Here is a 24285-nt window from a genome sequence, read left to right as displayed (position 1 = left end):
CTCTAACCTCCCTAATTTTCTGATAATACAAAATAATGAGGTAATATATAGTAGAGTTTAACATAATGTTGTAGCGAATATCCATATTCTTTCTTGATTTCCAAACTCTTATTAAACAATCCTGCTCGTTAACTTAATAGCTTCAACAAAAAAAAGGTGCTCTTATCAAGCATAGACTTGGTGATACTATAGTTATTGGTGTCGAAACAATACAGCTGAAATTATTTTATACCATTCCTTTCAAATAATGTCCATATTTGCTCTGCCATCCATTGAGGTGGGTGTGGCATGTGATTTAATATCCAGCTCTCCACAGTTCCAACAAAGGCTGAGGCCATAAATTGTACAATCAATTCATTCTCCATGCCCTGCAGATGAATCTTCTTCTGTATAGCAGACGAAAGGAATTCCAACATCCGTTCTCGAAATGCGGATGTTTTTTTATTGGAGAGCATTGAAGAAAAGAATAGAAAATTCTCTTCAAAATATACAAACAAGGACTTCAGCGCCTCAATTGCTTCAACCTGCTCCACCTTTTCCTCTGTAAACTTGGAAAAGGTACAAGAGTGAATCATTCTGTTCAAATGGTCGTCGATGCATTGATCCAACAAATCATATTTATCAATATAATGAAGATAAAAAGTCCCACGATTCACATCAGCCCGTTCAGAAATGTCATTAATGGTAATTCGATCAAATTCTTTCTCCGTAAACAATTCTAGAAACGCTCTATTAATGGCTTTCTTCGTTCTAAGAATTCGTCTATCTGTTTTGGTTTCCATTTGTTAATGTCTCCCTTCGTTAATCAACACTATTCATCCGTTTGTTGTATATCAAACAAAATCACATATATTAGCGATTGAATTTATCTATATTCTCTTTAAAATAATAATCAACAACAGTTAAATAATCAACATTTGTTCAATAAACTGTTGAGAGGCTATCAAAAAATAAATTTAAGGGGAGATAGAAGTGGAAAACATACAATCTAAAGTAATTATTATTACGGGGGCATCCAGCGGAATTGGAGAAGCCACTGCCAAGTTTTTAGCTCAACATGGAGCAAGACTTGTATTGGCCGCAAGAAGAGAGGATCGGATAAGAACCATTGTGGACACCATTCTTCAGGATGGTGGTAACGCAGTTTATATGCAGACAGATGTTACTTCAGCTGAAGACATGCATAGACTGGCACAGTTTGCACTGGAAAAATTTGGGCGAATTGATGTTCTTATCAATAATGCTGGTGTTCAATTGAATTCTAAATTACATGAACTGAAAATGAACGAATGGGAGCAAACCATTGATGTGAATATCAAGGGAGTTCTTTACGGCATTGCAGCAGTATTGCCGACAATGAGGAAACAGAAATCAGGACATATTATCAACATGTCCTCAGTCGTGGGACATAAGATTATCCCAACAACTGCTGTATATAGCGCAAGTAAGTCTGCTGTCCGCGCAATCTCGGAAGGGTTGCGTCAAGAAGAATCAACGGATTCTCAGATTCGGTCTACAATCATCTCACCAGGAATGACAGCGACTGGTGTGTTGGATGAGTATTCAGATTATCCAAGTCTTTCCCCATCCACTGTCTCACAAGCGATTGCTTATGCAATCAATCAGCCTGATGATGCCAACGTAAACGAGATTGTAATCAGACCTACGTTGCAATCAATATAAAACTTTCTGATTATACTATAGGAAATTAACACCATTTTTCGTGTAAAAAATTAATAAAGGCCGATGCCAAGTGAAAAAAAAGAAGGCAAGATAAATCAGGTAAGTAGAGATTGACGAAAGTGTGAAATGGTGATTTGGAATAAAACCAGCTAATTTTAACTTTCTAATAGAGTTTCATTAAAAATACCTCACAAGCCCATATTTTACGATAAATTAAAAGACTCCATTTTGAAAAAAAATGATCAAAATGGAGTCTTTCCCTGTAGTTTAAATTATTTTTATAAAAAAGTTTGACCATTCTCTGCTTATATTGTTCCATTAAATGGTCAAAATTGTTGAACATATGCTAAACAATACTCTTCAACTCCCTCAGTTTGATACGAATATCTCTCGAATGCTCCCTTATTCGCAGGATTTCATAACCCTTAAAATAGTATTGTGGGCTAATAGATATGAGTCCAGACAAGTTTGGCTTCGTGAAGGCATAGTGAAATAAAGGAGTCAGCTTTCACTCCATATTTTACCATATAATGTACATCTCCACGCCGCCCCTGGAGGCTTTCCCTCCCATGTCTCAACGGGTCTATTGCCCTCATTCCTTCGTTATGCCTATCCAAGGGGTGGAGGCCAGTTATGCTAACCTGATGGGTCGTGATGCCCTTTTGTTTAAGAAACCTGGTACTCCGTACATATTTGAAAATCCTACGAATAAGACAACATTCAAAATTTAAGGGAACTATTTTAATAGATACATTTTCATTGACTAACGTTTTATTTCTATGCTGCTAAAGGTATTAATACTTGAACTTTATCAGGGCGGTAAGACTCGTTTCTTCGTGCTATTCCTACAAATATCCTTGCTAATTTACCGATTAATTTCATGATCGATTTCATTTTCTTGATATTCTTTACTTTGACATTATAAGAATGGATGGCTTTAAACTCAGGGTTATTCATCACAAGGCTCATAGTGGCTAAATAGAGGAAGCGTCTTAGTCGTGATCTCCCACGTTTAGAAAGCACTATCTGCCCCTTCCATTTACCTGAACTAGCTTCTGCTAGATGTAATCCCGCATGCCGTAATAAGGAGTTTCCATGAGAAAAACCACTAAGATCGCCAGCTTCCCCTAGTATCCCAGCTAAGGAAATTTCACTTATTCCTTTCATCATAAGTAGTTTTTGGGCAAATGGGATCTTGTAGAGAACTTCTCTCACTTGTTGTTCTACTCTTTCGAGTTGTTTTACAGCCAAGTCATATTCCTCTAGTAATTGTTCTAGGTGAAACTTATAAGCATCAAGAGCTTGTCTATTTCCAACAGAGGACTTTGCTGACTTGATCAATAATTGAGCTTTTTTTAGTCCAGGTTGTCTTTTCATCACTGTCTTCCATCCCGTTATAATATCGAGTGAAGTCATGGGGGATATTTCATCTGGAGTTGGAAACAAACGAAGGGTTGCGATGGCACCTTTACATGAAACATCTTTAAATACTTGTCTTAGCTCAGGAAATACCACATCTACCCATCGGTTGATCTGATTGATTGCCATGACCAGTCGTTTCACAATCACATCACGATTAGACATAAGAACTCTAAGTTTCTCGAATGATTCAGATGATGGGCGGATAAAAGAATAATAGCCGTTTTTGACCATATCAGCGATAACGAGTGCATCTTTTTTATCACTCTTTGATTGGGTATTATCACGATTCTCTTTATTCCTTTTTACTAAGTGGGGATTGACGGTTACTACCTCAATGCTTTGGCTATATAACCATTTTGATAGGTTAATCCAGTAATGACCAGTAGGCTCCATCCCTACGATTGTTGAATCTAATTTTTTTAGTCTCTTTAAATCTTGAATCCAGTTTAATAGTTTAACAAAACCCTCTTCATTATTTTCAAATGTAAGAGAATCTCCAACTACAATTCCACGGTAGTTAACAGCTCGTGCGACGTGTAATTGTTGAGCGATATCCACACCAACAATAAGATGAGTATCAGAAATTCTTTCTATTAATTGATTTTGTTTGTCTTGCATTTTAAAATTCATAGTAGGGCTTCCTCCTTAAGATTCTTAGTTAGATTGGACTCTACTCGTATCTTACTGAGGAGCTCTAATTTTTTCAAACCCGATATTTAACGATCTACAGGAATGCTAACCTGCCCGTTAGTATAAGTAGAAACCTTCACAATCTCTTCTATACTTTAAACATAATCCAATCTATTAAATAAGTTATTCCAGAATCAGAAGCTTTAAAGAAAAGCTCCCTATTCTTGAACAAGTATTGATCAACTAAAGCACGCGACAGTTCCATGCTATTCACGTTCGTTTTATTCTTCTGTCTGGCACTTTTATCTCCAACAATTCTATGGAATTGCCGTCTGGGTCTGAAATTCCTACTGAGGATTTACTCTCCTCTCTATTAATTTCCTGAATTTGTTTACCACCATACTGAGAAACTTTAGAAAGAATTTCTTCCAGGTTTGGTACTTGTACAGTAAATTGGATATTATTTTTTTCAGCTTTAATTCCTAGCATTTCATTCGGGCAAAATAATAAGCCAATTTCCCCAATCTTTCCTTTATAAAATATAAAGTCACCAGCCTTGAGAGGTTTCAAATCGGCGTTGAAAAGATGATTATAAAAATCAACCATCTCATTCTCTTGATTATAAGCGATTGTTATTTGCGAGATTGCAAAAGATATTCCACTCATAACTAGCACCTCCAATATATTATACATCTAAAAATTTAATAACCCTTTTTCCGCAATATGGCCCGATTGTTGAATACAAGTAAAAAACCTCTCTTGAACTAAACTGTACCGTTAGCTTAATAACTTCAACAAAAAAGGCGTTAATCCTTCTTCGATTAACGCACACCTTGTTGTTCTTCTCGACGATTCAAGGGTTAGCCATGATGAAGCTTTCGCTAAAAGATCGATTTGTTTGCCCAATGCGGAAATGCTGATGGCTTACCTTATCAAGGGTCAAGTCTAATCGGAGCAAACCTGTTGTATGCAGCAGTATTCAGTCGTTATTGTAGAAGTGGATGTAGGGTTAATGTCCTTCAGTTCCTCGAACGTGTTGTATGGGGTGCTAGGGGTCGCGGGTTCAATTCAAGTCATCCCAATTTTTAATTAAATAGATGCAAAAAAACCGCTTTGAAGCATGTTGATTTGCTCCGGCGGATACTATTATTTTTCTGCCTTATCTTCAATTACTAGTTCATACTCATTTTCTTCCTGCTTAATACCAACTTTCCAAATATCTTCTGCTTCTACATATTCGACATATCGTATCGCTGGAAACCAGTTGGATTTTGTGTCTGCTATTTTTACAGCTTCCTTGACCACCTGAGCTTCCGTTAAGTCGGCTTTATCTGGTTTATACGTAGGCAGGATTTCAACTTTTCCCGCTTTTGCTTGCGCTGGATATGATTCCATAATAGGGCCATCAACTTCTATCCGTACTCTTTGACCGATTTCTAATTTCTCCTTTACGTTCGAGAATCTTATTGCGTTATAAAATTCTTTTATTCCACCTGTCGCGCTAAAATCCTGTGGTTTTGCATCCACTACCAAGACACCTTCGCCTTCAATTTTTACAACATATGAACCCTCTTTGGATGGTTTATTTATTGTCTTTGCAACGGAATTGGCTTTTGCAAGCGTATCATTGGATGTACAGCCAGCAAGTATAAAAAGGAGAAAAACGGCCAAAGGAAACATCAAATATCGAATTTTCATCTTCTCACCTCTTGTTCCCTTTATTAAGTTAGACGGAAAAGGATCGAAAACGTTCCATTTTATACTTAATAAAACGTTTGATTAATTTGCTTTGCCTCCCTATTATTACCTCTATAACTATTCTATAATACTGTAAGGATATTAATTAGTGAGTAGTTTAACGGTGAAAATAAGCGGTAACATCACCCTACTCCGTATTAAATTGTCATAATCGCAATATAACAAAAACAAAAAACTCTCGGCTCAACATTCACCGAGAGCTTAGCCTTCTAAATTCCTATGCCCACAACCACTTCCAAATTTCTTTCGGTGTAGCGTTTTTTCCGTACATAAGGATTCCAATTTTGAATATCTTGCCGGCAGCTTTCATCATGAACCAGATGGTTACGAACAAAATGGCTAATGCAATTACGATTTCAATCCATGGCCATTCGTCCAGCATGGAGAGGCGGATGATCCAGACGGCAGGTGACGTGATTGGGAAAAAAGAGCCAATTTTGGCGATGATTCCGCTCGGGTCACTGATAATCGGTCCGATAAATATAAGTGGTAAAAACGGGAGCATCATGACGAGTCCTTGGAAATTGCTTGTAGAAGTCATGTCCTCGACCGTAGCGCCGATTGCGACAAAGATTGCCGAGAATAATAGATATCCAGAAATGGCTAGTACTAGCAGCAACAATAATTCTGGTACCAATAAGTATTTCATCAGTGGCATTTCAAGCTTCCATGCAACTAATGGAAGTCCAACTGCGAGCCAAACGACTACTTGTGTGATACCTAAGACAAAGTACCCGATGATTTTTCCTTGCATTAATTCGCCCGGAGTGACGGATGACAAGATAATCTCAGCTACTTTCTCTTTCTTTTCCTGTGAAGCTGAAGTAAAAATCATCATACCTGTCATGACAATTGAAAACAAAATGATTCCTGCAAAAGCCCCTGGAATTACCCTTTTAAGTGGATCGCTCTCATCTGCAGCAGATTCCTCACTTTCCCCAGCTGGTCCCAAGTCGGCTTGCTGAACGGAAATCCCTTTCGCGATCACATTTTTCTGTTCCTCCGATAATCCGAGTCGATCAATTTGTTTTTGGCGTAAAGGAGCTTCCAACGTATAAGCTTCATAAGTAAAATTTTCTCCGACATCATCACTCATAAATAAGTTGATTAAACCTTGGTCTAATGCTTTTTCTGTGAGCGGAATATATACAGTATTTTCCGTATTAGCAACTTGTTTCTCCATCTCGGATTCATTTAAATCAGTTAATTGTAAATTCCAGTCTAATCCTTGCGTATCGACAATCGCTTTTACATCATCCCAAACTCCCAACTCGTCGGATACAAAAACGTTCACTTCATCAGACTTGTCCTTGCTACTAAATAATTGTGGAACGAAAAAGAAGAACATAAAAAGAGCTGGAGTTAATAAAAGAGATATAATGAACGATTTATTCATCATATTTCTTTTGATCTCCCATTTTGCTACTTTTAAGCTATTACGCATTCACGACACTCCCTTCGCCTACGACATGTTGATCCGTCGCCACATCTATAAAAATTTCATGGAGTGAAATCCGGTCTATGGAAAGCTCCAGTATATTCAACGATTCAGGTAACTGTTTAAGCCAACGAGGCACAACCACATCCTGAGTTAAATAAACGATAGAGATATCCCCTTTTTGCTCCACACGGTTCACATGAGAAAGTCGCTCCAATATTGAAATGTCATTTTTCCCCCGTATCGTACATTTAAAATTAGCATATTGATTCTTAACTTCTTCCAACGTACCGTCAATCACCTTTTGACCACGGTGAATCATAAACAAGCGATCACATATTTCTTCAACCATATTCATTTGGTGGGAAGATAATAAAATCGCTGTTCCCTTACTAGCAAGTTCTTTAATTTCATTTTTAAAAACTTCTTGGCTAACTGGATCGAGCCCTGAAAAAGGTTCGTCTAATATCAACAATTCCGGTTCATGAATAATCGAGCCAATAAATTGAACCTTCTGCCCCATCCCTTTTGATAATTCTTCAACCGAGACTTTTTCTTTCCCTTCGAGACCAAGCTTCGCCAAGTACTCAAGTGCACGCTCTTTTGCCTTTTTAAGCGGATAATCCTTTAGCTCGGCTAAATATAAAATCATGTCCATAACTTTTACGTTTTTATATAACCCGCGTTCCTCCGGCAAATAACCAATTTTATTGCGAGGAATTTCACCGGAGGCATAGTTATGAAAATTTACCGAGCCCTCATCAGGATACATAATTCCCATAATATTTCTGATTGTCGTAGATTTTCCAGCTCCGTTTGGGCCGAGAATGGCCATGATTTCTCCTTTTCTAACATCAAAGGAGATGTTTTGGATTATTTGCGTTTGCTTGAAAGACTTTCCTAGTCCTTCGACTGTTAAAACAGTCTCCATCACATCATTTCACCCTTTCATCAATCTGCCCTATCATCTACGAATGAATTCCAAAAAAGTTCCAGAAAAAAAGCACTCATAACAATGAGTGCTTAAATCGAACGTCTAATTTTTCTTATATAATTGAATCTAATAAATAAAAAGTAGATAATTTGGATACACCCAAAGCTACTGAGGACAAGTGTAGATTCCTTTACCAAGCTAAAATTGAACATATGCTCCAATGCTGTCAGGGCAACTGCCCCATGAATCACAGCCACAATAATCGGAACGAAAAACAGCAAAGCCAATTGAATCGTAATAATTTTAGACAATTCTTTATCCGTCAATCCTAGCTTTCTGATTGCAGAAAACTTTCGCTTTTCATCTTCAAAATCGGCATATAGTCGGAAGTATAAAAAGCTACCGGCTGATACGAAAAATACTGCTCCGATAAACAATCCTATAAATAACACGGCACCATACATCTGATTAATTTCATGCCATGTGTAGGCTAGTGAAAAATATTCATATTTTCCTTCAGGACCAAAACGGTCAATTTCCTTTGCTAATTTCTTACCAGCTTCTATTGATTGTTTCCAATCCTTCATATAAAAAGCATAGTATGTTTGTTTCCATTCAAAGTTTTTCATCTGATCAAATACGTCATCAGAAACTACTAAAAAATTTCGATACGATGGAAATACATTAGTAGGAAGTGCTTCTTTCTGTTCCAAAACGAGATCACCAAAAGTAATTGTATCTTGCCCACTAACCCTTGGCGCCATGTCAAGAGCACTTTCGTAGCTTCATTTTCTTTAAGATCGACTTTCTCAGCATCCTTGCCTAACATTGTAAGAAGTTGATTGTATCCAGACTGACTAGTTACACTATATGAATCATTTTTCGAAAGCATTCTTTTAATATCCACACTTGCTTCTGTATAAGGTAACGATTCAAGTTCATTTCTAATTTGTTGGATATGCTTCGTTTCCAAACCATTGCCCTCTTCTGATGTATACTCAAAAGCAAACGGGTTATTTTTAAACAAATCCGCCGTCATCATCGTCCTAAACCCAACGAGCGAACCTATCGCTGAAAATGCCACAGTGGAAACAATCGCAACGAAGAAAAAGGCTCTTGCGTTATCTTTCATTCGATATGCAAGGTCGGACATCACGACTAAATTCGTTTTTCTAAGGAAGAAGGATTTGCTTTTTCTTAGTCGATTAATCGTAAAAACACTAACCTGTGTAAATAGAAAATATGTGCCAATAATAACGACAATCGTAACAGGAATCATTGCCACAACGACCTGCAAACCATTAGCTATTAAAGCACCCGCGTAACCAATACCTAAAAGGACAATGGCTAATAACGATAATGCAAATGAAGCTTTCGGTTCTTTTTTTGGTGCTGCACTTCCTTTAATTAAATCAACGAGTTTATTCCCTTTTAAAACAGAAACAGTGAAAAAGGAAATCGTGACGAAAAGAAGCAAAAAAGCAACAAACGTTAATATGACTGCATTAACCGGCCAATAAAAAGGTAAAACTTCATCCAAATTCAAGACGTTTTCTGCAGTAAGTAAAATCATTTTAGAAAAAATAACACCAATCAGCATTCCAAAAACAGTTGCAAAAAATCCTATAAAGACATTTTCTAAAAAGACCATTTTACGCAACTGCATATTCGTCATCCCGTGCATAACCATAAGACCGAATTCTTTTTTTCTCGATTTTAAAAACGCACTCATTGAAACTAGCACAAAAATGAATGAGAATACATAAATAATCCCTTCCGCAAAATGCAGGCCAACCGCAACATTCGCATTAATATTTTTAAGTGCAGGATGAAATGCGAAAACGGCGTAAACGAAAAACACCAAAACTGAAAACATACTGCTTAAAAAGTAGGCTGCATATGTCCGTTTGTTTCGAAAGACGTTGTTAAATGCGAACTGTCTGAAGGTCACTTGAATCCCCTCCTAACAGTGAGAGCACATCGATGATTTTTTGGAAAAAGGCTTGGCGATTATCACCGCGGTGAATTTCATTATAAAATTTCCCGTCTTTAATAAAGACAACTCGATCGCAATAGCTTGCTGCAATCGGATCATGTGTCACCATCATCATCGTCGTTCTATCCTTTTTATTGATGGATTCCATCATTTCCATCACGGCTCTGGACGCTTTCGAATCAAGATTTCCAGTCGGCTCATCCGCCAGTACCATTTGTGGAGAATGAATCGTTGCTCGTGCAATCGCTGTCCTTTGCGCCTGTCCTCCAGAAATTTCGTAAATACGTTTTTTTAAAATTTCCGTGATCCCTAATTTTTTGGCAATAGCCTCTACTTTTTCATCCATCACTTTTACGCTTACCCCGTCCAATGTAAGCGGAAGGACGATATTTTCTTCAACAGTAAGCGTCTGAAGTAAGTTGAAATCTTGGAACACAAACCCTAATTGTCTGCGCCTAAATAAAGCCAATGGATTCTGTTTTAGGCGAAATGGATCCTTTCCATTAATTAAAATTGAACCAGAAGTTGGCTGGTCAATTGTTGCCACCATATTTAAAAGAGTAGTTTTTCCGCTTCCAGAAGGTCCCATAATCCCAACAAACTCACCTTGTTCAATGGTTAAATCGATATCTGATAGCGCCCTATATGCAACTTTTCCATCATATACTTTACTTAAGTTTTTGATTTTTAACATTTCCATTATAAAAATCCCCTTTCCATCTATCGTTATTGTAGATGAAAAGAGGAATATTCAACCATCTATTTATCTTTCAGTTTCCTTACATCTTTGTAAGGAAAGCGTAAGCGCCTTGCTCATCGACGTACAGGCCCACGGATGTGGGTCCGTCGACGTCGCCACAGGACGTGACGCATTTAGTCGACGTTCCTTGTGACCTTCGCTGAGATAAGGAAACACGGCGAGGTTGGAAAAGCGTAAGGCGCCTGGTCAGCCCTGACAAGCAAATGTTCTGAGGCAAAAAAAGTCCGATCTTTGACTTTTATTGACTCAGGTTATTTGACCTCGAGGGGCTGGTGCCTGAAGCTAGACAGGACGAGCCGATGTTGACTTATGGTAGGGAAGAGGACAGAAGTTTGCTAGTCGATAGGCGCTGGAGCTAGACAAGGAATGTTATTTTTACCGAGGTACCCTTTCCTGCTTCTGACTCAATTTCAATATTAGACCCGAGTCTATCGCAAATTTCTTTTACAAGATACAAACCCATCCCGGTAGATTCACGGTACAGACGACCGTTTTCCCCAGTATAAAACGGATTAAATACTCGTTTAATATCAGCCTTTGGGATTCCGATCCCATTGTCCCGCACCTCAACCCATCTGTCTGAACCTTCTATAAATATTTTTTGCGACTTTCCTGCTGAATATTTTACAGCGTTCGTGATTAACTGATTCAAAATAAACATTAGCCATTTTTCATCTGACTCAATTATAATACTCTGATCAATTTGAATTTCAGGATAAACACCATTTTTAATAAAAAGTCGCTTATTTTCCGTGATAGTTTGTTCCGTTATTTTTCTCAAGTTGACGGATTCCACTTGAAAATCATGTTCGAAAGCCTCTAGCCTTGCCGCATATAAAACCATATCCAAGCCCTTCCCAATTTTATCTACTTCTTCTTGAATACTAGTGAAACGTTCATCATCTTCCTCTTGTGCAATCAGCTGGATAACTGATAACGGCGTTTTCATTTGGTGAACCCATTGATTAATGAAGGTTAGATGATCATTCCGTTTTCTTTCTTGTAGGTGAAGTTCATTCATATACTCGGTATATTGGGATTTTAAAAGTTGAGTTAATGCTTCTGGGAGAGGAGCAAATCCTAATATTTCATTTACTTCATCAAGCTTGTGAATGGGGATAGATAACCTCATATAAAAATCTTTATGAGTAACATAGCGATAGATTAGATAGGCGGTTAATAATACAATCCCGATAAATATAGAATAAAACGCCGTCAAATAATTCCGGTATCCATCTAAAACATAGATGGACAAGACGGCTATCATTTGTACGATATTAACAATGATCAGAGGTAGGTGCTCACGGAAAAATAACTTCATCCCTCTTTCACCCAATTAGGTATGAAACGATAACCCGCTCCTCGTACGGTTTCAATTGCATCGTCAATTCCTAATTCCTGAAGCTTTTTCCGCACACGAGTCACATTTACATTCAACGTGTTTTCATCTACGAAAGATTGATCATCCCATAATTTTTCTAAAATCGTCTCTCGACTGACCACTCGAGGAGAACGTTTCATAAGGATTTCTAGCATAATGGCTTCTTTTTTAGTCAAAGAAACGATATGATCACCCTTTTTTACTTCCATCCGTTCCATATATAAGGTCAATCCTTCTAATTCCACTGTTCGTTCCTCAACTTTAGGAGCATACTCTCCATACGCCCGCCGCAGTTGACTGCGTATTTTCGCCATAACTACCTCATAATGGAACGGTTTTGTAATAAAATCATCCGCACCGTTTTCCAAGGCCATGACTTGATCCATCTCACCAGACCTTGCAGATATAAATAAAATAGGACACGTTGATATTTTTCTAATTTGCCTGCACCAGTAATAGCCGTCGTAACTTGGCAAATTAACATCCAGCAGAACCATGTCGGGATTAATTTCAGTGAAAAGCTCAAATATATGATCAAAGTCTTCTGTTATATTAGCTTGATATCCGTATTTTTCAAGATGATTTTGAAGCAGTTTTGCAATTTTAGGATCATCTTCTACTATCATGATTTTCGCCATATCAATCTTCCTTTTACCAAATTGTTACTTTTCATTATACAAAAAATCCTCGTTACGTTATAGATTTTCTGAACGAGAAAGACCACTAGGGTACGATAGTAACCCTTTTAGGATCCTCCTCCCTTTCATAATCCTAATTATTTTAATGATATACTAAAAAAGATTGGAGAGGGTAAACATGAATGCCTTTACAGAAAAAGTTATTTCTTTAATAAAATCAATACCTCAAGGTCGTGTTGCAACGTATGGACAAATAGCTCGCCTGTCAGGAAATCCACGAGCGGCTAGGCAGGTCTCACGAATTCTTCACTCCATGAGTTCGAAATACGGGCTACCTTGGCACAGAGTCGTTAATGCGAAAGGGGAAATTGTAATCGGAGATCCTGAAACTGCCTACGAACAAAAGATATTACTAGAACGTGAAGGGCTAGAGCTTATTAATGGCAAGCAGATTAACCTCCGTCAATATCAGTGGGAACAAGAGGACTCATATTGGGATTGGCTTGAAGGCTAACTCAATAGAAAAGGGAAGTTTTGAAATGGGGTTCGAAAGTTTACTATACATCCATTGAAGGATAGAATAGAAAAGTTAGCATTTTGTAAAAGGATGGGTGCACCTATGTTTAAGGCTTATGCATGGCTAACTTTTTGTGTGGTTGTATGGGGAAGTAATTTTGTATTTGGAAAAATTTTAGTTCAAAGTTTCTCTCCTGCACTATTAACATTTCTAAGGCTTGTCTTTATTGTCCTTTTCTTATTCGGATTATCTTACAAAAAACAGCTATTCCGTTTAAATAAGACAGATGCCATTGTTATTTTCTTTCTAGGATTTATCGGGGTATATATTAATCAATGGTCTTTTTTTGTAGGACTACAAACAGCTGACCCCACAACTTCTGCATTAATATTAGCCACGACTCCTATCTTAACTAGTGTTCTGGCTGCGATCTTCTTAAAAGAAAAACTATCTACTCGAATGGCATTGGGCTCTATTGTGGCGATTATTGGAATTTTTTTCGTTGTAACAAAAGGGAGTTTATCTTCTATACATGTTGATAGTGGTCTCCTTTGGATTGTAGTTACAATGATCACCTTCGCAATTATGATCATTATGACAAGAATACTCTCTCAAAGAATCGATCCCCTGATGATTACTTTATATTCAAATGTTATAGGCTTAATTGTTTCGATGTTTTTTGCTTTACCACTCGATCGTCCATTACGAATCAGTAGTAGCATCTTCGATTGGGGACTTCTAATTGGGACAGCTGTTATTGTGCATGGGCTTGCTACACTCATTTGGAATAGTAATATACGACATGTTGATGCTTCTAAGGCATCCATATTATCAAATCTTGAGCCCTTTGTCGCAATGTTATTTGGACTCATATTACTATTCAAACCAATTACTGGCGTAGAAATAGTTGGCTCGATTTTCATTGTAGGAGGAGTCGTACTGTCTACCTACCAACGAAAGCAGCTGTATAGCCAAAAGTAACATATCCATTATGTTACTTTTGGCTTTTTTCTCTCGGTCACCACTAAACTTAAAATAATTAAAATAAACATAAGTATAAAAGACACAAAACTAATAACAAGAATCGTTTCATCCGTTAAATTGGAAAAACGGAAAAGAAAATCGGGAATGAAAAGAATAGCCGGGATCCAAATAGGAAACCATGCTTTAGCCCATAACGCACCGAAAATAAAAATGAAGGAACAAATCGCTACAATAATCCAGTTTGCAAGTGTACTCGCCTTATAAAAAGGTTCAATAAAAATACCACTCACTACCATTAAAAGTATGAACAGGACCATCACACTTGCACTAGCCATCATGCCAGCAAAGAAAAGTTTCTTGTTGGAATATTGATTTTTTCCTGCACGTTGTAAAAAGACAACGTAAATGACCAGTCCAATTGTAGCAATGATGGGAAATCCCAATACTTGAACAATATTCAGTTCAAATTCACCTTTTATCGCAGGTCCCATCATAAAATAAGCAATGACTCCTAGAAAAAAGATAGGTAGATTTTTTACTAGACTTCTATAATCAGTTTTCATTTCCCTTTTCAGAGAAGCCATATATTCAGCAGGAGTGCAATCTATAATTTCCTCAATATTCTTTCCCCGTTTTTCTGATTCAATAAGATGATTCGTTAATTCCTCTACTAATTCACTTATTTCTCTTTCATTCTTACCTGATGTCATGAGATACAATCGAAGATTTTCAATGAATCTCTTACTTTTATTCGATAACATTTTATTTCCCTCCGAATTTTTTCGTAGTAAACACAATCAACCACAGAACTCCCCCAGCAATTAAAGATGCCCACCACGAAAAATTAAATGAGGGTCCAACTTCCGGGGTAAACTTTGTAGCTACTATTACGACAGCCATGCCTGCCGCTCCGACTAACCCAGCCTTCAGCATATCCATTTTTGTGCTTTTCTTTTCTTTAAACAGAGAATTTTTAATTAATCTAAAAATAAACCAAATCGTGAAGGCAACGAAACAAGCGATGACTAATGCAACTACTATAGTACCGATTAGATAAACTTCAGTTTTCACCTTTGTAAACTGTGACAATACAAGAAAAAGAACTCCTCTTATCATTAAAACCCAACTGACTATATTGGCTACTATTCCTGTTACAAAAGGAATGACCGCTCTTTTTTTCTCTTTCGGCAATTGCTCAATGATTTCATCTGCAAAAGCTTTTGGATCGTCTCCGAATATGTCGTTAGCGGTTTTTCCCTCCTCCTGACCTTCAAGCAAATGATCAAGCATTTCCATTAATACTTCTTCTGACTGTTGCTCTGATAGTGACATTTGAAGTCGAATATAGATCATCATATCGCTATAATAAACTTCGTTTTCCTTAGTCAATAATTCTCTTTTCCGATTGTTTTCTTCTATTAACTCTTTGGCTTTCATTACTAGTCTTCTCTCCTTTTGAACAATGCATTGACAGGCTCACTTATTTGATTCCACTCTTCTGTAATGGTCAGTAAGGCCTCTTCCCCTATCTCCGTCAAAAAATAATATTTTCGATTTGGCCCCGAATCTGATGGCCTCATTTCCCCTCTAATTAATCCGTTTTTTTGAAGTCTTAACAAAACCGGATATATCGTCCCTTCACTTACATCTTCAAGACCAATATCCTGTAGTTTTTTTGAAAGTTCATATCCGTAAACGGGTTCCTTTTCGATTACAGCCAACACACATCCATCTAAAATTCCTTTTAATAGCTGGCTTCGTATCGACATATGCACCCTCCTTCCTTTACTACATTGTTAAACAAGATAGCGAATCAAAATAAAAAGATCTTAGTCGAACAACTTCGCTACTTTGTTTAACAAGATAGCAACTTTTAAAACAACTACTTGGCTTTGCAAAGTAGTTGTTTTAAACATATAATTGAATCTTTATTTTGTCAAGATAAAATTTTAAATTAACTCTGTATAAAACCGACAACGATCCCCGCGAACAACGGAATGACAAAATTCAACCGGCGTCTCACTAGTGTCATAGGCTATTCTCTCTAATAATAGTGCTGGGTATCCCTCTTTTACCTCCAGATACTTGCTTTCGTATTCTTGGATTAAAATTGGTTCAAAGACCTCTTTTGCTCTTGATACGATAATTCCAAATTTTTTCCCCATCACATCATAAAGCGAACTGTCTTGTATGTCTTTCATCGAAATTTCTGGTAAGAAACGTTCTGGAATGTAGGAAGTTTCAAATATAATTGGTTCGTTATTAGCACATCGCAGTCTTTTTAACTCAATTACCTTATCATTCATATTTAATTGCAAAATTCTCATTATTTTCGTTGTGGGCTGAACTACCTTCATCTCAATAATCACATCATTTGGCTCTAAACCACTTTCCTGCATTACCTTACTAAAACTATAAAATCCCGTTAATGATTGCTCCAGTTTCGGTTTGGCAATAAAGGTACCTTTTCCCTTATTATAAAATAAAAAACAAGCTTATCTATTTTGCGAGTTGCTAAAATCCATTGGGAGTTAGGAAGAGGAAGATCACCACTTGCCTATTGAACATGAAAAAGAGATGATAGAAATAAGTTTAGTAGATGGAGGCAATCATATTCATGCGGGTTTTCGTATATTTCATTGTATTCTTTTCATTTTTTGATTTATTTACTCAGCTGCCGATTATAACTCCTCTTGCGACATCACTTGGCGCCACTCCCTTTTTAACAGGTTTGGCAGTTGGGATGTACTCTTTTTCAAATACAATTGGAAATGTCATTTCCGGGTTTTTAACAGATAAAAGAGGTCCTTTCGTTATTTTGTTAATAGGATTATTATTTACAGGAGTAATGCTATTTTCATATTTTCTCGCCATTGATGCTTGGTCTCTTCTGTTCATTCGCTTTTTACATGGCTTAACAGCAGGGTTAATTGTGCCGGCGGCTTTTACTTATTTAGCAAATTCGGCTAAGGAAGAGAAAAAAGGAAAGGGTGCTGCATTATCTGGTGCATTTGTAGGTCTTGCTGCTGTGATTGGACCGGCATTCAGCGGAATTGTAGCAAGTAAATCAAGTGAAACAACGGTTTTAAGTGTGACCGCATTTTTCATGATTTTACTAGGAATTCTTTCTATTATTTTTTTAAGAAGAAGAGTAATTGAAAAAGGAAATAAGGAGAAGGCAGACACGCTATCAGTAAGAGTTTTTTTCAAAAACAAACTTATTATAAGGGCATTTTCCGGAGCGTTTTTTCTAATGTTTTCCCAAGGGGTACTTGCGTACATGCTTCCATTAAAAGTAGTTGCACTTGGACAGGATTCGCAAACGAGTGGGCTTTTGTTAAGTACGTTTGGAATCGTAGCTATTCTTGTATTCGTTTTACCAATTAATAATTTATTTGATATTATAAAGCCCGTAAAGAGCGCTGCATTTGGTATGTCAGCAATGGCTGTTGGTTTAATCTTAATTAGTTTTAGCAATAGCATTCCTTCCCTATATGTCATTATGGGGATCTATGGAATTGGATTTGCTTTTCTATTCCCTTCACTTAACTCTTTGTTGATAGAAGCTACAGAACAAACACATCGAGGTAAAGCGTATGGATATTTTTACGCATTCTTTTCCATTGGCGTAGTCGTTGGCTCGGGATTAACTGGGTTATTAGGCTTAACTGCCAATCAAGGTTTTCTATTTACAGGAATCTTATTAATTGGAGGAGCATCAGTTATGATTCTTCGTAGAAAAACCTCTCAACCGAAAAAAGTGGAACTGTCGTAATGGGCAGTTCCATTTTTTTGTTAACTCGTTTTCGTGAATAGACCCACTTACTTTAAATGGATTTAAAAAGGGTTTTTTCAATAACATAAAAAGGAACTGTCATAAGTGCTTTGCACCTTGACAGCTCCTCTTTATCAATCTGAACTATCTCCCATTCCTGTATAAGAACGAACATTTCCTACTGATAATTTCGCTCCTAATTCGCTGTAAAGTGTCTTGCCTTCTGCAGCCCATAGGAACCCTCTTCTCATAATCTCCGTCACTTCAGGCATCGCAACAATATTTGCTTGATGGCCTAGTGAACAGTAAAAAACACGGCCAGCTCCCCAACGCTTTGTCCACACAACAGGCATATCAACAGCTTTATTCGTTGAATGAGGACCTTCAAAAACTGGAAAGCGAGTGCTTGCCAAAACTTCTACAGCAGGATCGACGTGTAAATAGTATTGCTCACTGACAACCTTGAAATCTGAAATCCCTTCTAAAAGCGGGCTAGAAGAATGCTTAATATTTACCATATATTCAATGCCATCATTACCAGGATGAGCAACCCAATTGCCCCCTGTCATGAACTGCCAGTCCACATTATTGCGGAAGGAATCACACATCCCGCCATGGCAGCCGGCCAAGCCAACACCACTTACCACTGCTTCAGAAATATTCAGAGCGAAATTATTTTTAATTTGTCCCATTGTCCAATGTGGAATAATTAAATCAAACGCTTTCATTTTTTCTGTATCGGCATATGAATCTAGTGAATTAGAAACTTCTACGTTAAAATTCTCTTCTTCTAGAATTCCTTTAAATATTTCCGCTACTTGTTCAGGTTGATGACCATCCCAGCCACCCCATACAATCAGTGCTTTTTTACTCATATGCTCCTCCCACTCCCTACTATAAATAATTATTAATAAGCTGTATTCATTTTAACAAACATACGGTTCTCTGTACATTGTTTAACCGTTAAATTAAGTTGATATTCATTTAAAACGATTGATTAAACTTACCAAATAGGCTTCCAAACGCTCTTTGATTAATTGAGCAGATAATCCTTTAAAACCTAAGTCCGTCCATCCTGGGTATACTTCGGGATCTTCTAAAGGAAAATCAACGAGCGAAATGATATCCCAATAGGGTTCATACTCAAATTTTCGACCAGCGTACTGTTGATAATAAGATAAGAACAGATCCGCTTCTTTTACCCCGTACAATTGAGCAAGGTTGACTCGACAATGGCCAACATCCACACCAGCAGGACCTTTACACGCGTTAATCCAGTCTACTATTCCACTCACAGAATTTCCTGACCATAGCACATTATTTGGATGGTAGTCTCGATGGATAAAACACTCCTGGAATTCAGGACGTTGCCCTTTAATAATGGTAAGAACCTTTTTCCATTCTTCCTCTAAGCCCGACCATGCAGGAATCTCGAATGCATTAGGGTCCTGATATGTATAGTAAGAACGCGGAAAATCAGCTTCTATTTTATGTATTTGCACAAGCGCCAGAGCAAGTCCACTTAGCCAAGATTTCATATCATCGGGCTCCAGAACAACCTTGCCTTCAAGCTTGGTCATGATTGAAGCATAAGAACCAAAAAGAGTCCCTGTCTCTTCAATCGCAATAATCTCAGGTGTCGGAAGTTTTTTTAGCTTTGTAAAGCGAAGGTTCTCAGCCTCATTAATGACTAAATCTGGACTATTTTCATTCCAGCCTTCGGCGAAATGCAAGCGAACTACATATTCATATATTTCCTCACTCACCTTTAGTCTAACTTTATAAACAAGGGAGGAAATGCCGCCTTTCAATTGATTTATAGATTCTATCGTAGCTTCCGGATTAATTGAATCTACTACCCACTTCTGAACTCTTTCCGGCAAAATCATATTTCCGACTGTTTCCATCTAACAACCGCCTTTTTTCAATCTATAAGATTTAGATTATATTTACATTCCATACAACCTCCATATACTCCTTTTTTCTATTATAGTTTCTTATATAGACCTTTTTCATCTTCAATGATAAGATAACGTGGACATTAATTGTATAGGAGAATTATATGAAACGATTTGTATTTTTTGCTTGCCTCATCTATTGTTTGAATGGGTTTGGCCATATTATCATTGGTACAGTTTTAGAACCTATGGTGCAATCATACGGTATTCATTACGGAGATGGCGGCCAGCTCATTATGAATCAATTTATGGGCTTTTTAGTCGGGGTATTATTTGCACCAGCGATTGTAAAGGCGATTGGTCGTAAAATGACCCTTTCCATAGCATTGCTTTGCTTCGCTATTGCCCAATTTGTATTAGGCTCTGTTCCGAAGTGGGACTTATTATTAGTTACTGCTCCAATTGGCGGAGCTGGTATTGGTATTGCAGAAACGATTGTGGCGGCACTAATCGTCGGACATTTAAAGGAAAGAAAAGCTTCCACTCTTGTACTGACAGAAGTGTTTTTTGGAGTGGGTGCACTCGTTATACCAATCATTTCCGCATTTTTTATTTTAAATGGCATGTGGAATGCCTCTTTTACAACTGTCGCCATTATTACTAGCGTAACGTTAATTGGCTGGTTCTTTCTATCATTCGGAGAAATGGATCCTATTTTAAAAAAGCAGGTGAAAGAACGTACAGAGAATAAAGATAAGATAAGTAGAAGCCGATATCCGCGAAAACAAATTCCGTTATTGGTTATTGGAGCATTCTTTTTCTTTATGTATGTGGGTACAGAAATGGTACTTCCAAACTACTTACCTACAATTTTAGGTAAAACAACCAATTTAGACGCTTCCTCACTAGCACTAAGTATAACTGTTTTCTGGTTAGCAATGACGATTGGAAGACTTTGCATGACATTCATTATTGATAAAATTGGATATGTAAAGCTTTTCATCATCAGCTGCATAGGGCAATTTTTCGCTTTAATCCTTTTTGCCGTTTCACCTTCTACCATCATTAGTTACGCGGCAATCTTTTTAACAGGGTTATTGATGGGCGGTATTTTCTCTATTGGATTGTTAATCATTAACGAAAATTCAGCTGGGTTGGAAGAATGGACGACAAGCTTACTCGTTGCGATGGGTGGTTTAGGCGGAGCCTTCCTACCTAAAATAGCAGGTGTAATGATTGATCGATTCCCTATTTCGGTTACTTTATGGACACTTGTATTATTTGGGTTCCTTCTTGTCGTATTAATGGGGGCTATCTTTTACTATCGAAAAGGGGCAAGTGAAGTAGTTGATAAAGCTACGGCTTAACAACCTATTATTAAGGAAAAAGGCTGTTGAGTTTATTCGGCAGTCTTTTTCTGGATAACAAAAGAGGGATTATTATGACGATCATAAAAAAGTTAGCTACACAACTTAATCGTAAGGATGAAGAGCCTAATATTGAACTTGCACACGAACTAGTTAACACAAGTAATCATGATGGTATTAAAGAAGTTATTCAGAATTTATCAAATAAGGATAAAAAGATTCAACAGGATTGTATAAAAGTAGCATATGAAATTGGAGAAATTGAGCCAGAACTTATTAGTGAGTACGCTTTGATTTTCATAGAACTTCTAAAAAGTCGTAATAATCGTTTAGTCTGGGGAGCGATGACTGCAATATCAACCATTGCACAAGTGTCATCCGAGATTATTATGGAACATATTGAAACATTATTTTCTGCAATGAAAACTGGCTCTGTTATTACGATTGATAAAGGCGTGTTAACCCTGGCTAAATTAGCGGCAGTAAATGATCAAAACAATAAACGAATTTTTCCGTTTTTACTCACTCATTTGGAAACCTGTAGACCAAAGGAAATCCCTCAACATTCCGAAAGTACTATCTTTGCAGTAACAGACTACAATAAAGAGCAATTTTTAGCCGTGCTAAAAAAAAGAGAAAACGAGCTTACGGCACCCCAATTAAAAAGAGTACTCAAAATTTATAAGGTACTTGAGGTTTAATTCAAAAGATTAATTTGCCGTGATAGTTCAACAAAATAGTCTATATAAATACAATTATTATAAAGATCGTAGCCCTTTTTTCATTTTTCGACTACTTTTACCCATTACTATAATTAGAATATCCAAGCCACTTCTTCTTAATTGCGTATTTTATTTGTATTACGTTAAGGAGGTGGCTGTAATGGTTAGTATTATTGATTACCAAGCAACACAACCCGCTAGCAGAGTTAATCAAGTTAATCTTAGTATACCTCATTCTCCTTTTAGAACTACATTAGCAACTATTCGTATAACTATTCCTCGAAGTAATGCAACCAACAATCGTGTAGAATTAATTTCAACAGTTGGAGTACGTGGTGTTACTGGTACATCACAACTTTTGTTTAGGATCTTCCGTGACGGAAGACAAATCTTTAAGACTCAAGTAGGAGTAGAATCAGATCCTACCTCTGAGGTAAACTATGTAGAAACATTCCAAGCGATAGATACGAATGTGAGAAAAGGTATCCATACTTATCAAGTAACTGTTGAAAATATAACAAGGGGAACGGAAGCTGCTGTAGTTGGCCCTATATCCTTTAGTGGTTTAGCAATTGCTCGTTCATAATGACTGAGTCGTGGATTAAAGCAGGGTCAAAATCTAAATGAGCGAAGATATTAGTCTGATTAAAGTATCAAAAAATAAAATCATTCCCCTTCGGCTTAGGCACTGAAGGGGTTTGTTGTTTTGGAATTGAATAAGTAATAGAGTAGCGGGTAGATGAAAGCTTGCATCGTCTCTCCCTTCCTCTTTTGTTTCGTGTTTTAATTCATAATTTCTTTTATAAAATCCTCTACATATTGAGGACTCTTTAACGGATTTCGAACTTTTTCATTCCAAGTTTTTGTACTCTCGGTCAATTCGTTAAAATTCTGATATTGGCTTTCAACGCTTTGTCTTTCTACTTCAATGGTCTGATCTAAAAAACGATATTCAATTTTTTCAAGATTATCGATTAAAGCGAAAGCAGCAGTAGAGTTATAGATAAGAGATTGATTCAATAATTGCTGGTTGATGTCAGTCGTTTTCTTAGTAAAATTAACCATCACAGTCAACTCTTCGGATTTTATTTCAAAGTCCTTCAACGTATCATTTAATGGCAGATGACGAAAAAGATTGGTGATGTTGCTCGCATTCCCCATATAAGGATTTTTATATTGCTTTATATACTCTAAATCATGTGTAAGCGGCTTATTTTGATCAATTAAATATTGTTCAGCTTCTGCGTTTTGCTTTGGAATGACCACGAATTGAACGACGACAAACAGAATTACACCAAGGACAAATAACCCGATAATCCAGTTTCCCAATTTACTCATGTTGCTCCCCCACTTCAATTTGCGATATTAATCTTTCCCAAGCTGAAAAAATAAGCGGGAAGATAATTGTTATAAATGGTAAGGCGTATCTAGCCACTAATACCCCGAATTGATAGGGTCCGTCGATATGAATAGGTCTTGAAAACCATATATTACTTCCAAACAATATCGCAGAAAGATAGCCCCAAGTAATAAAAATGAAAATCGCCCAAAGTAGCCATATTATCTTTTTTGTTTTCATGAAGGATGCTATATTCAATGTTACAACTTTATCCTGGTTGCTCTTGAACAGCTTTCCTACAATCAAGTAAACAACGAAAAGTACAAGGACAATAAATAATAGTAAATAATTAACCAGTATCCCTATTCTCATAAGTGTAAAGGGAATCGTGACAATCCAAGCTATGATGAAATATAAAAAAGCAATTTGAAAGGCTTTATACATAAATTCATTGATTTTCACAGATTTATTACTATCGATAAGGTCATCAATATTGGTAATGCTGTTTTTTGCTTTTATTATTGCACTTTTTTCATCTACACCTTCTGCGATGAGATGAGAAACCTTTGCCTCTAAATTCCCTATAATTTCTTCCTTCAATTCTTCGATATCACGATGATTTTTATATTTTTTAAACAAATGATCAACATAAACCTTTAATTCATTCATCATTCTCACCCCTCTTTACAATCAATAAATCAATCAATTCCTTTGCATTCATCCATAAATCTACAGCTTCTTTATAAGCAACTATTCCGGCATCCGTGATTTTATAATACTTTCGCCTTCCACCTTGGCTTTCGTCGCCCCAGTAAGCCTCAATCAATTTTTGTTTCTCCAATCTTTTCAAGCTTGTATAGAGAGATGGCTCTTTCAATTCAAATGTTCCATTACTTTTTTCAAAAATAGTTTTAATGATTTCGTATCCGTAATTATCCCCTTCAGATAAAACGCGCAATATGATCGTATCAATGTGACCCCGAATCAAATCGCTGCTGATGGGAGTAGCATTATCCATAATAACCCTCCTCTTATTTTGCATT

27 protein-coding genes are annotated in these 24285 nt (G+C 37.0%); 7 read left to right on the top strand and 20 right to left on the bottom strand.

Features of this window, described 5'->3' with window-relative positions; genetic code table 11:
- Positions 1-221: 221 nt before the first annotated feature.
- Positions 222-782, bottom strand: coding sequence for a TetR/AcrR family transcriptional regulator (locus KHA97_RS17545; RefSeq protein ID WP_213126069.1), 561 nt, complete (start codon positions 780-782; stop codon positions 222-224).
- A gap of 190 nt (positions 783-972) precedes the next feature.
- Between KHA97_RS17545 and KHA97_RS17540 the strand changes: the two genes are divergently transcribed.
- Entirely contained in the window at positions 973-1683 is a 711-nt protein-coding gene (locus KHA97_RS17540; RefSeq protein ID WP_213126068.1) for an SDR family oxidoreductase, read from the top strand.
- Between the two features lie 777 nt (positions 1684-2460).
- Here the strand turns inward: KHA97_RS17540 and KHA97_RS17535 are convergent.
- The 10 genes from KHA97_RS17535 to KHA97_RS17495 form a co-directional block, all read right to left on the bottom strand.
- Complete coding sequence (locus KHA97_RS17535; RefSeq protein WP_213126067.1) at positions 2461-3735, bottom strand: IS110 family RNA-guided transposase; 1275 nt, start codon at positions 3733-3735, stop codon at positions 2461-2463.
- Between the two features lie 270 nt (positions 3736-4005).
- Positions 4006-4401 carry a VOC family protein gene (locus KHA97_RS17530; protein ID WP_213126066.1) on the bottom strand — a complete coding sequence of 132 codons (396 nt, stop codon included), beginning with the start codon at positions 4399-4401 and terminating at the stop codon, positions 4006-4008.
- Between the two features lie 480 nt (positions 4402-4881).
- Entirely contained in the window at positions 4882-5433 is a 552-nt protein-coding gene (locus KHA97_RS17525; protein WP_213126065.1) for a DUF3221 domain-containing protein, read from the bottom strand.
- Positions 5434-5710: 277 nt separating this feature from the next.
- Positions 5711-6937, bottom strand: coding sequence for an ABC transporter permease (locus KHA97_RS17520; protein WP_213126064.1), 1227 nt, complete (start codon positions 6935-6937; stop codon positions 5711-5713).
- Positions 6930-7862, bottom strand: coding sequence for an ABC transporter ATP-binding protein (locus tag KHA97_RS17515; protein WP_213126454.1), 933 nt, complete (start codon positions 7860-7862; stop codon positions 6930-6932). Before KHA97_RS17515 ends, KHA97_RS17520 begins: the two co-directional genes overlap by 8 nt.
- 92 nt (positions 7863-7954) lie before the next feature.
- The gene (locus KHA97_RS24150; RefSeq protein ID WP_233713613.1) at positions 7955-8578 is read right to left on the bottom strand and encodes an FtsX-like permease family protein; all 624 of its coding nucleotides are present in this window, start codon (positions 8576-8578) and stop codon (positions 7955-7957) included.
- Positions 8521-9816 (bottom strand): ABC transporter permease, encoded by a 1296-nt coding sequence (locus tag KHA97_RS24145; protein WP_325167492.1) that lies wholly within the window; start codon positions 9814-9816, stop codon positions 8521-8523. The genes KHA97_RS24150 and KHA97_RS24145 overlap by 58 nt, the downstream gene beginning before the upstream one ends.
- Entirely contained in the window at positions 9791-10555 is a 765-nt protein-coding gene (locus KHA97_RS17505) for an ABC transporter ATP-binding protein (RefSeq protein ID WP_325167508.1), read from the bottom strand. The genes KHA97_RS24145 and KHA97_RS17505 overlap by 26 nt, the downstream gene beginning before the upstream one ends.
- 421 nt (positions 10556-10976) lie before the next feature.
- Entirely contained in the window at positions 10977-11942 is a 966-nt protein-coding gene (locus KHA97_RS17500) for a sensor histidine kinase (protein ID WP_213126062.1), read from the bottom strand.
- The gene (locus KHA97_RS17495; protein WP_213126061.1) at positions 11939-12640 is read right to left on the bottom strand and encodes a response regulator transcription factor; all 702 of its coding nucleotides are present in this window, start codon (positions 12638-12640) and stop codon (positions 11939-11941) included. Before KHA97_RS17495 ends, KHA97_RS17500 begins: the two co-directional genes overlap by 4 nt.
- A gap of 178 nt (positions 12641-12818) precedes the next feature.
- Between KHA97_RS17495 and KHA97_RS17490 the strand changes: the two genes are divergently transcribed.
- Positions 12819-13154 carry an MGMT family protein gene (locus tag KHA97_RS17490; protein WP_213126060.1) on the top strand — a complete coding sequence of 112 codons (336 nt, stop codon included), beginning with the start codon at positions 12819-12821 and terminating at the stop codon, positions 13152-13154.
- A 105-nt stretch (positions 13155-13259) separates the two neighbouring features.
- Positions 13260-14138 (top strand): DMT family transporter, encoded by an 879-nt coding sequence (locus KHA97_RS17485; RefSeq protein ID WP_213126059.1) that lies wholly within the window; start codon positions 13260-13262, stop codon positions 14136-14138.
- Between the two features lie 8 nt (positions 14139-14146).
- Here KHA97_RS17485 and KHA97_RS17480 read toward each other — a convergent pair whose 3' ends face one another.
- The 4 genes from KHA97_RS17480 to KHA97_RS17465 form a co-directional block, all read right to left on the bottom strand.
- Entirely contained in the window at positions 14147-14902 is a 756-nt protein-coding gene (locus KHA97_RS17480) for an HAAS domain-containing protein (protein ID WP_213126058.1), read from the bottom strand.
- A gap of 1 nt (position 14903) precedes the next feature.
- Positions 14904-15578 carry a DUF1129 family protein gene (locus KHA97_RS17475; protein ID WP_213126057.1) on the bottom strand — a complete coding sequence of 225 codons (675 nt, stop codon included), beginning with the start codon at positions 15576-15578 and terminating at the stop codon, positions 14904-14906.
- 2 nt (positions 15579-15580) lie between these two features.
- Positions 15581-15910, bottom strand: coding sequence for a PadR family transcriptional regulator (locus KHA97_RS17470; protein ID WP_213126056.1), 330 nt, complete (start codon positions 15908-15910; stop codon positions 15581-15583).
- Positions 15911-16090: 180 nt separating this feature from the next.
- On the bottom strand, positions 16091-16540 hold the full coding sequence (locus tag KHA97_RS17465) for a GntR family transcriptional regulator (protein WP_267912449.1): 450 nt from the start codon (positions 16538-16540) through the stop codon (positions 16091-16093).
- 218 nt (positions 16541-16758) lie between these two features.
- Between KHA97_RS17465 and KHA97_RS17460 the strand changes: the two genes are divergently transcribed.
- Positions 16759-17916: an MFS transporter gene (locus KHA97_RS17460; RefSeq protein ID WP_213126054.1), complete on the top strand. Its 1158-nt coding sequence runs from the start codon at positions 16759-16761 to the stop codon at positions 17914-17916.
- A 134-nt stretch (positions 17917-18050) separates the two neighbouring features.
- Here KHA97_RS17460 and KHA97_RS17455 read toward each other — a convergent pair whose 3' ends face one another.
- Both KHA97_RS17455 and KHA97_RS17450 read right to left on the bottom strand, forming a co-directional pair.
- A complete protein-coding gene (locus KHA97_RS17455; protein WP_213126053.1) occupies positions 18051-18791 on the bottom strand; it encodes a ThuA domain-containing protein in 741 nt (246 codons plus the stop codon).
- Between the two features lie 105 nt (positions 18792-18896).
- Positions 18897-19823: a phosphotransferase family protein gene (locus KHA97_RS17450; RefSeq protein WP_213126052.1), complete on the bottom strand. Its 927-nt coding sequence runs from the start codon at positions 19821-19823 to the stop codon at positions 18897-18899.
- A gap of 155 nt (positions 19824-19978) precedes the next feature.
- On the opposite strand from KHA97_RS17450, the gene KHA97_RS17445 reads away from it, so the two are divergent.
- The 3 genes from KHA97_RS17445 (at position 19979) to KHA97_RS17435 (ending at position 22489) form a co-directional block, all read left to right on the top strand.
- A complete protein-coding gene (locus KHA97_RS17445; RefSeq protein ID WP_213126051.1) occupies positions 19979-21181 on the top strand; it encodes an MFS transporter in 1203 nt (400 codons plus the stop codon).
- A 74-nt stretch (positions 21182-21255) separates the two neighbouring features.
- Positions 21256-21882, top strand: a complete 627-nt coding sequence (locus KHA97_RS17440) for a hypothetical protein (RefSeq protein WP_213126050.1) — start codon at positions 21256-21258, stop codon at positions 21880-21882.
- Positions 21883-22063: 181 nt separating this feature from the next.
- Complete coding sequence (locus KHA97_RS17435; RefSeq protein WP_213126049.1) at positions 22064-22489, top strand: exosporium protein C; 426 nt, start codon at positions 22064-22066, stop codon at positions 22487-22489.
- A gap of 197 nt (positions 22490-22686) precedes the next feature.
- Here KHA97_RS17435 and KHA97_RS17430 read toward each other — a convergent pair whose 3' ends face one another.
- From KHA97_RS17430 to KHA97_RS17420, 3 genes are read right to left on the bottom strand one after another with little or no spacing between them, the layout of a single operon-like run.
- Positions 22687-23241 (bottom strand): DUF4825 domain-containing protein, encoded by a 555-nt coding sequence (locus KHA97_RS17430; RefSeq protein WP_213126048.1) that lies wholly within the window; start codon positions 23239-23241, stop codon positions 22687-22689.
- Positions 23234-23914, bottom strand: coding sequence for a permease prefix domain 1-containing protein (locus tag KHA97_RS17425; RefSeq protein ID WP_213126047.1), 681 nt, complete (start codon positions 23912-23914; stop codon positions 23234-23236). Before KHA97_RS17425 ends, KHA97_RS17430 begins: the two co-directional genes overlap by 8 nt.
- On the bottom strand, positions 23904-24260 hold the full coding sequence (locus KHA97_RS17420) for a PadR family transcriptional regulator (protein ID WP_213126046.1): 357 nt from the start codon (positions 24258-24260) through the stop codon (positions 23904-23906). The genes KHA97_RS17425 and KHA97_RS17420 overlap by 11 nt, the downstream gene beginning before the upstream one ends.
- Positions 24261-24285: the final 25 nt, after the last annotated feature.

It is taken from the genome of Lederbergia citri (assembly GCF_018343625.1).
GTDB lineage: Bacteria > Bacillota > Bacilli > Bacillales > Bacillaceae_C > Lederbergia > Lederbergia citri.
The sequence above is the reverse complement of the archived record's forward strand: the minus strand, read 5'-3'. Positions and strand labels throughout refer to the sequence as shown.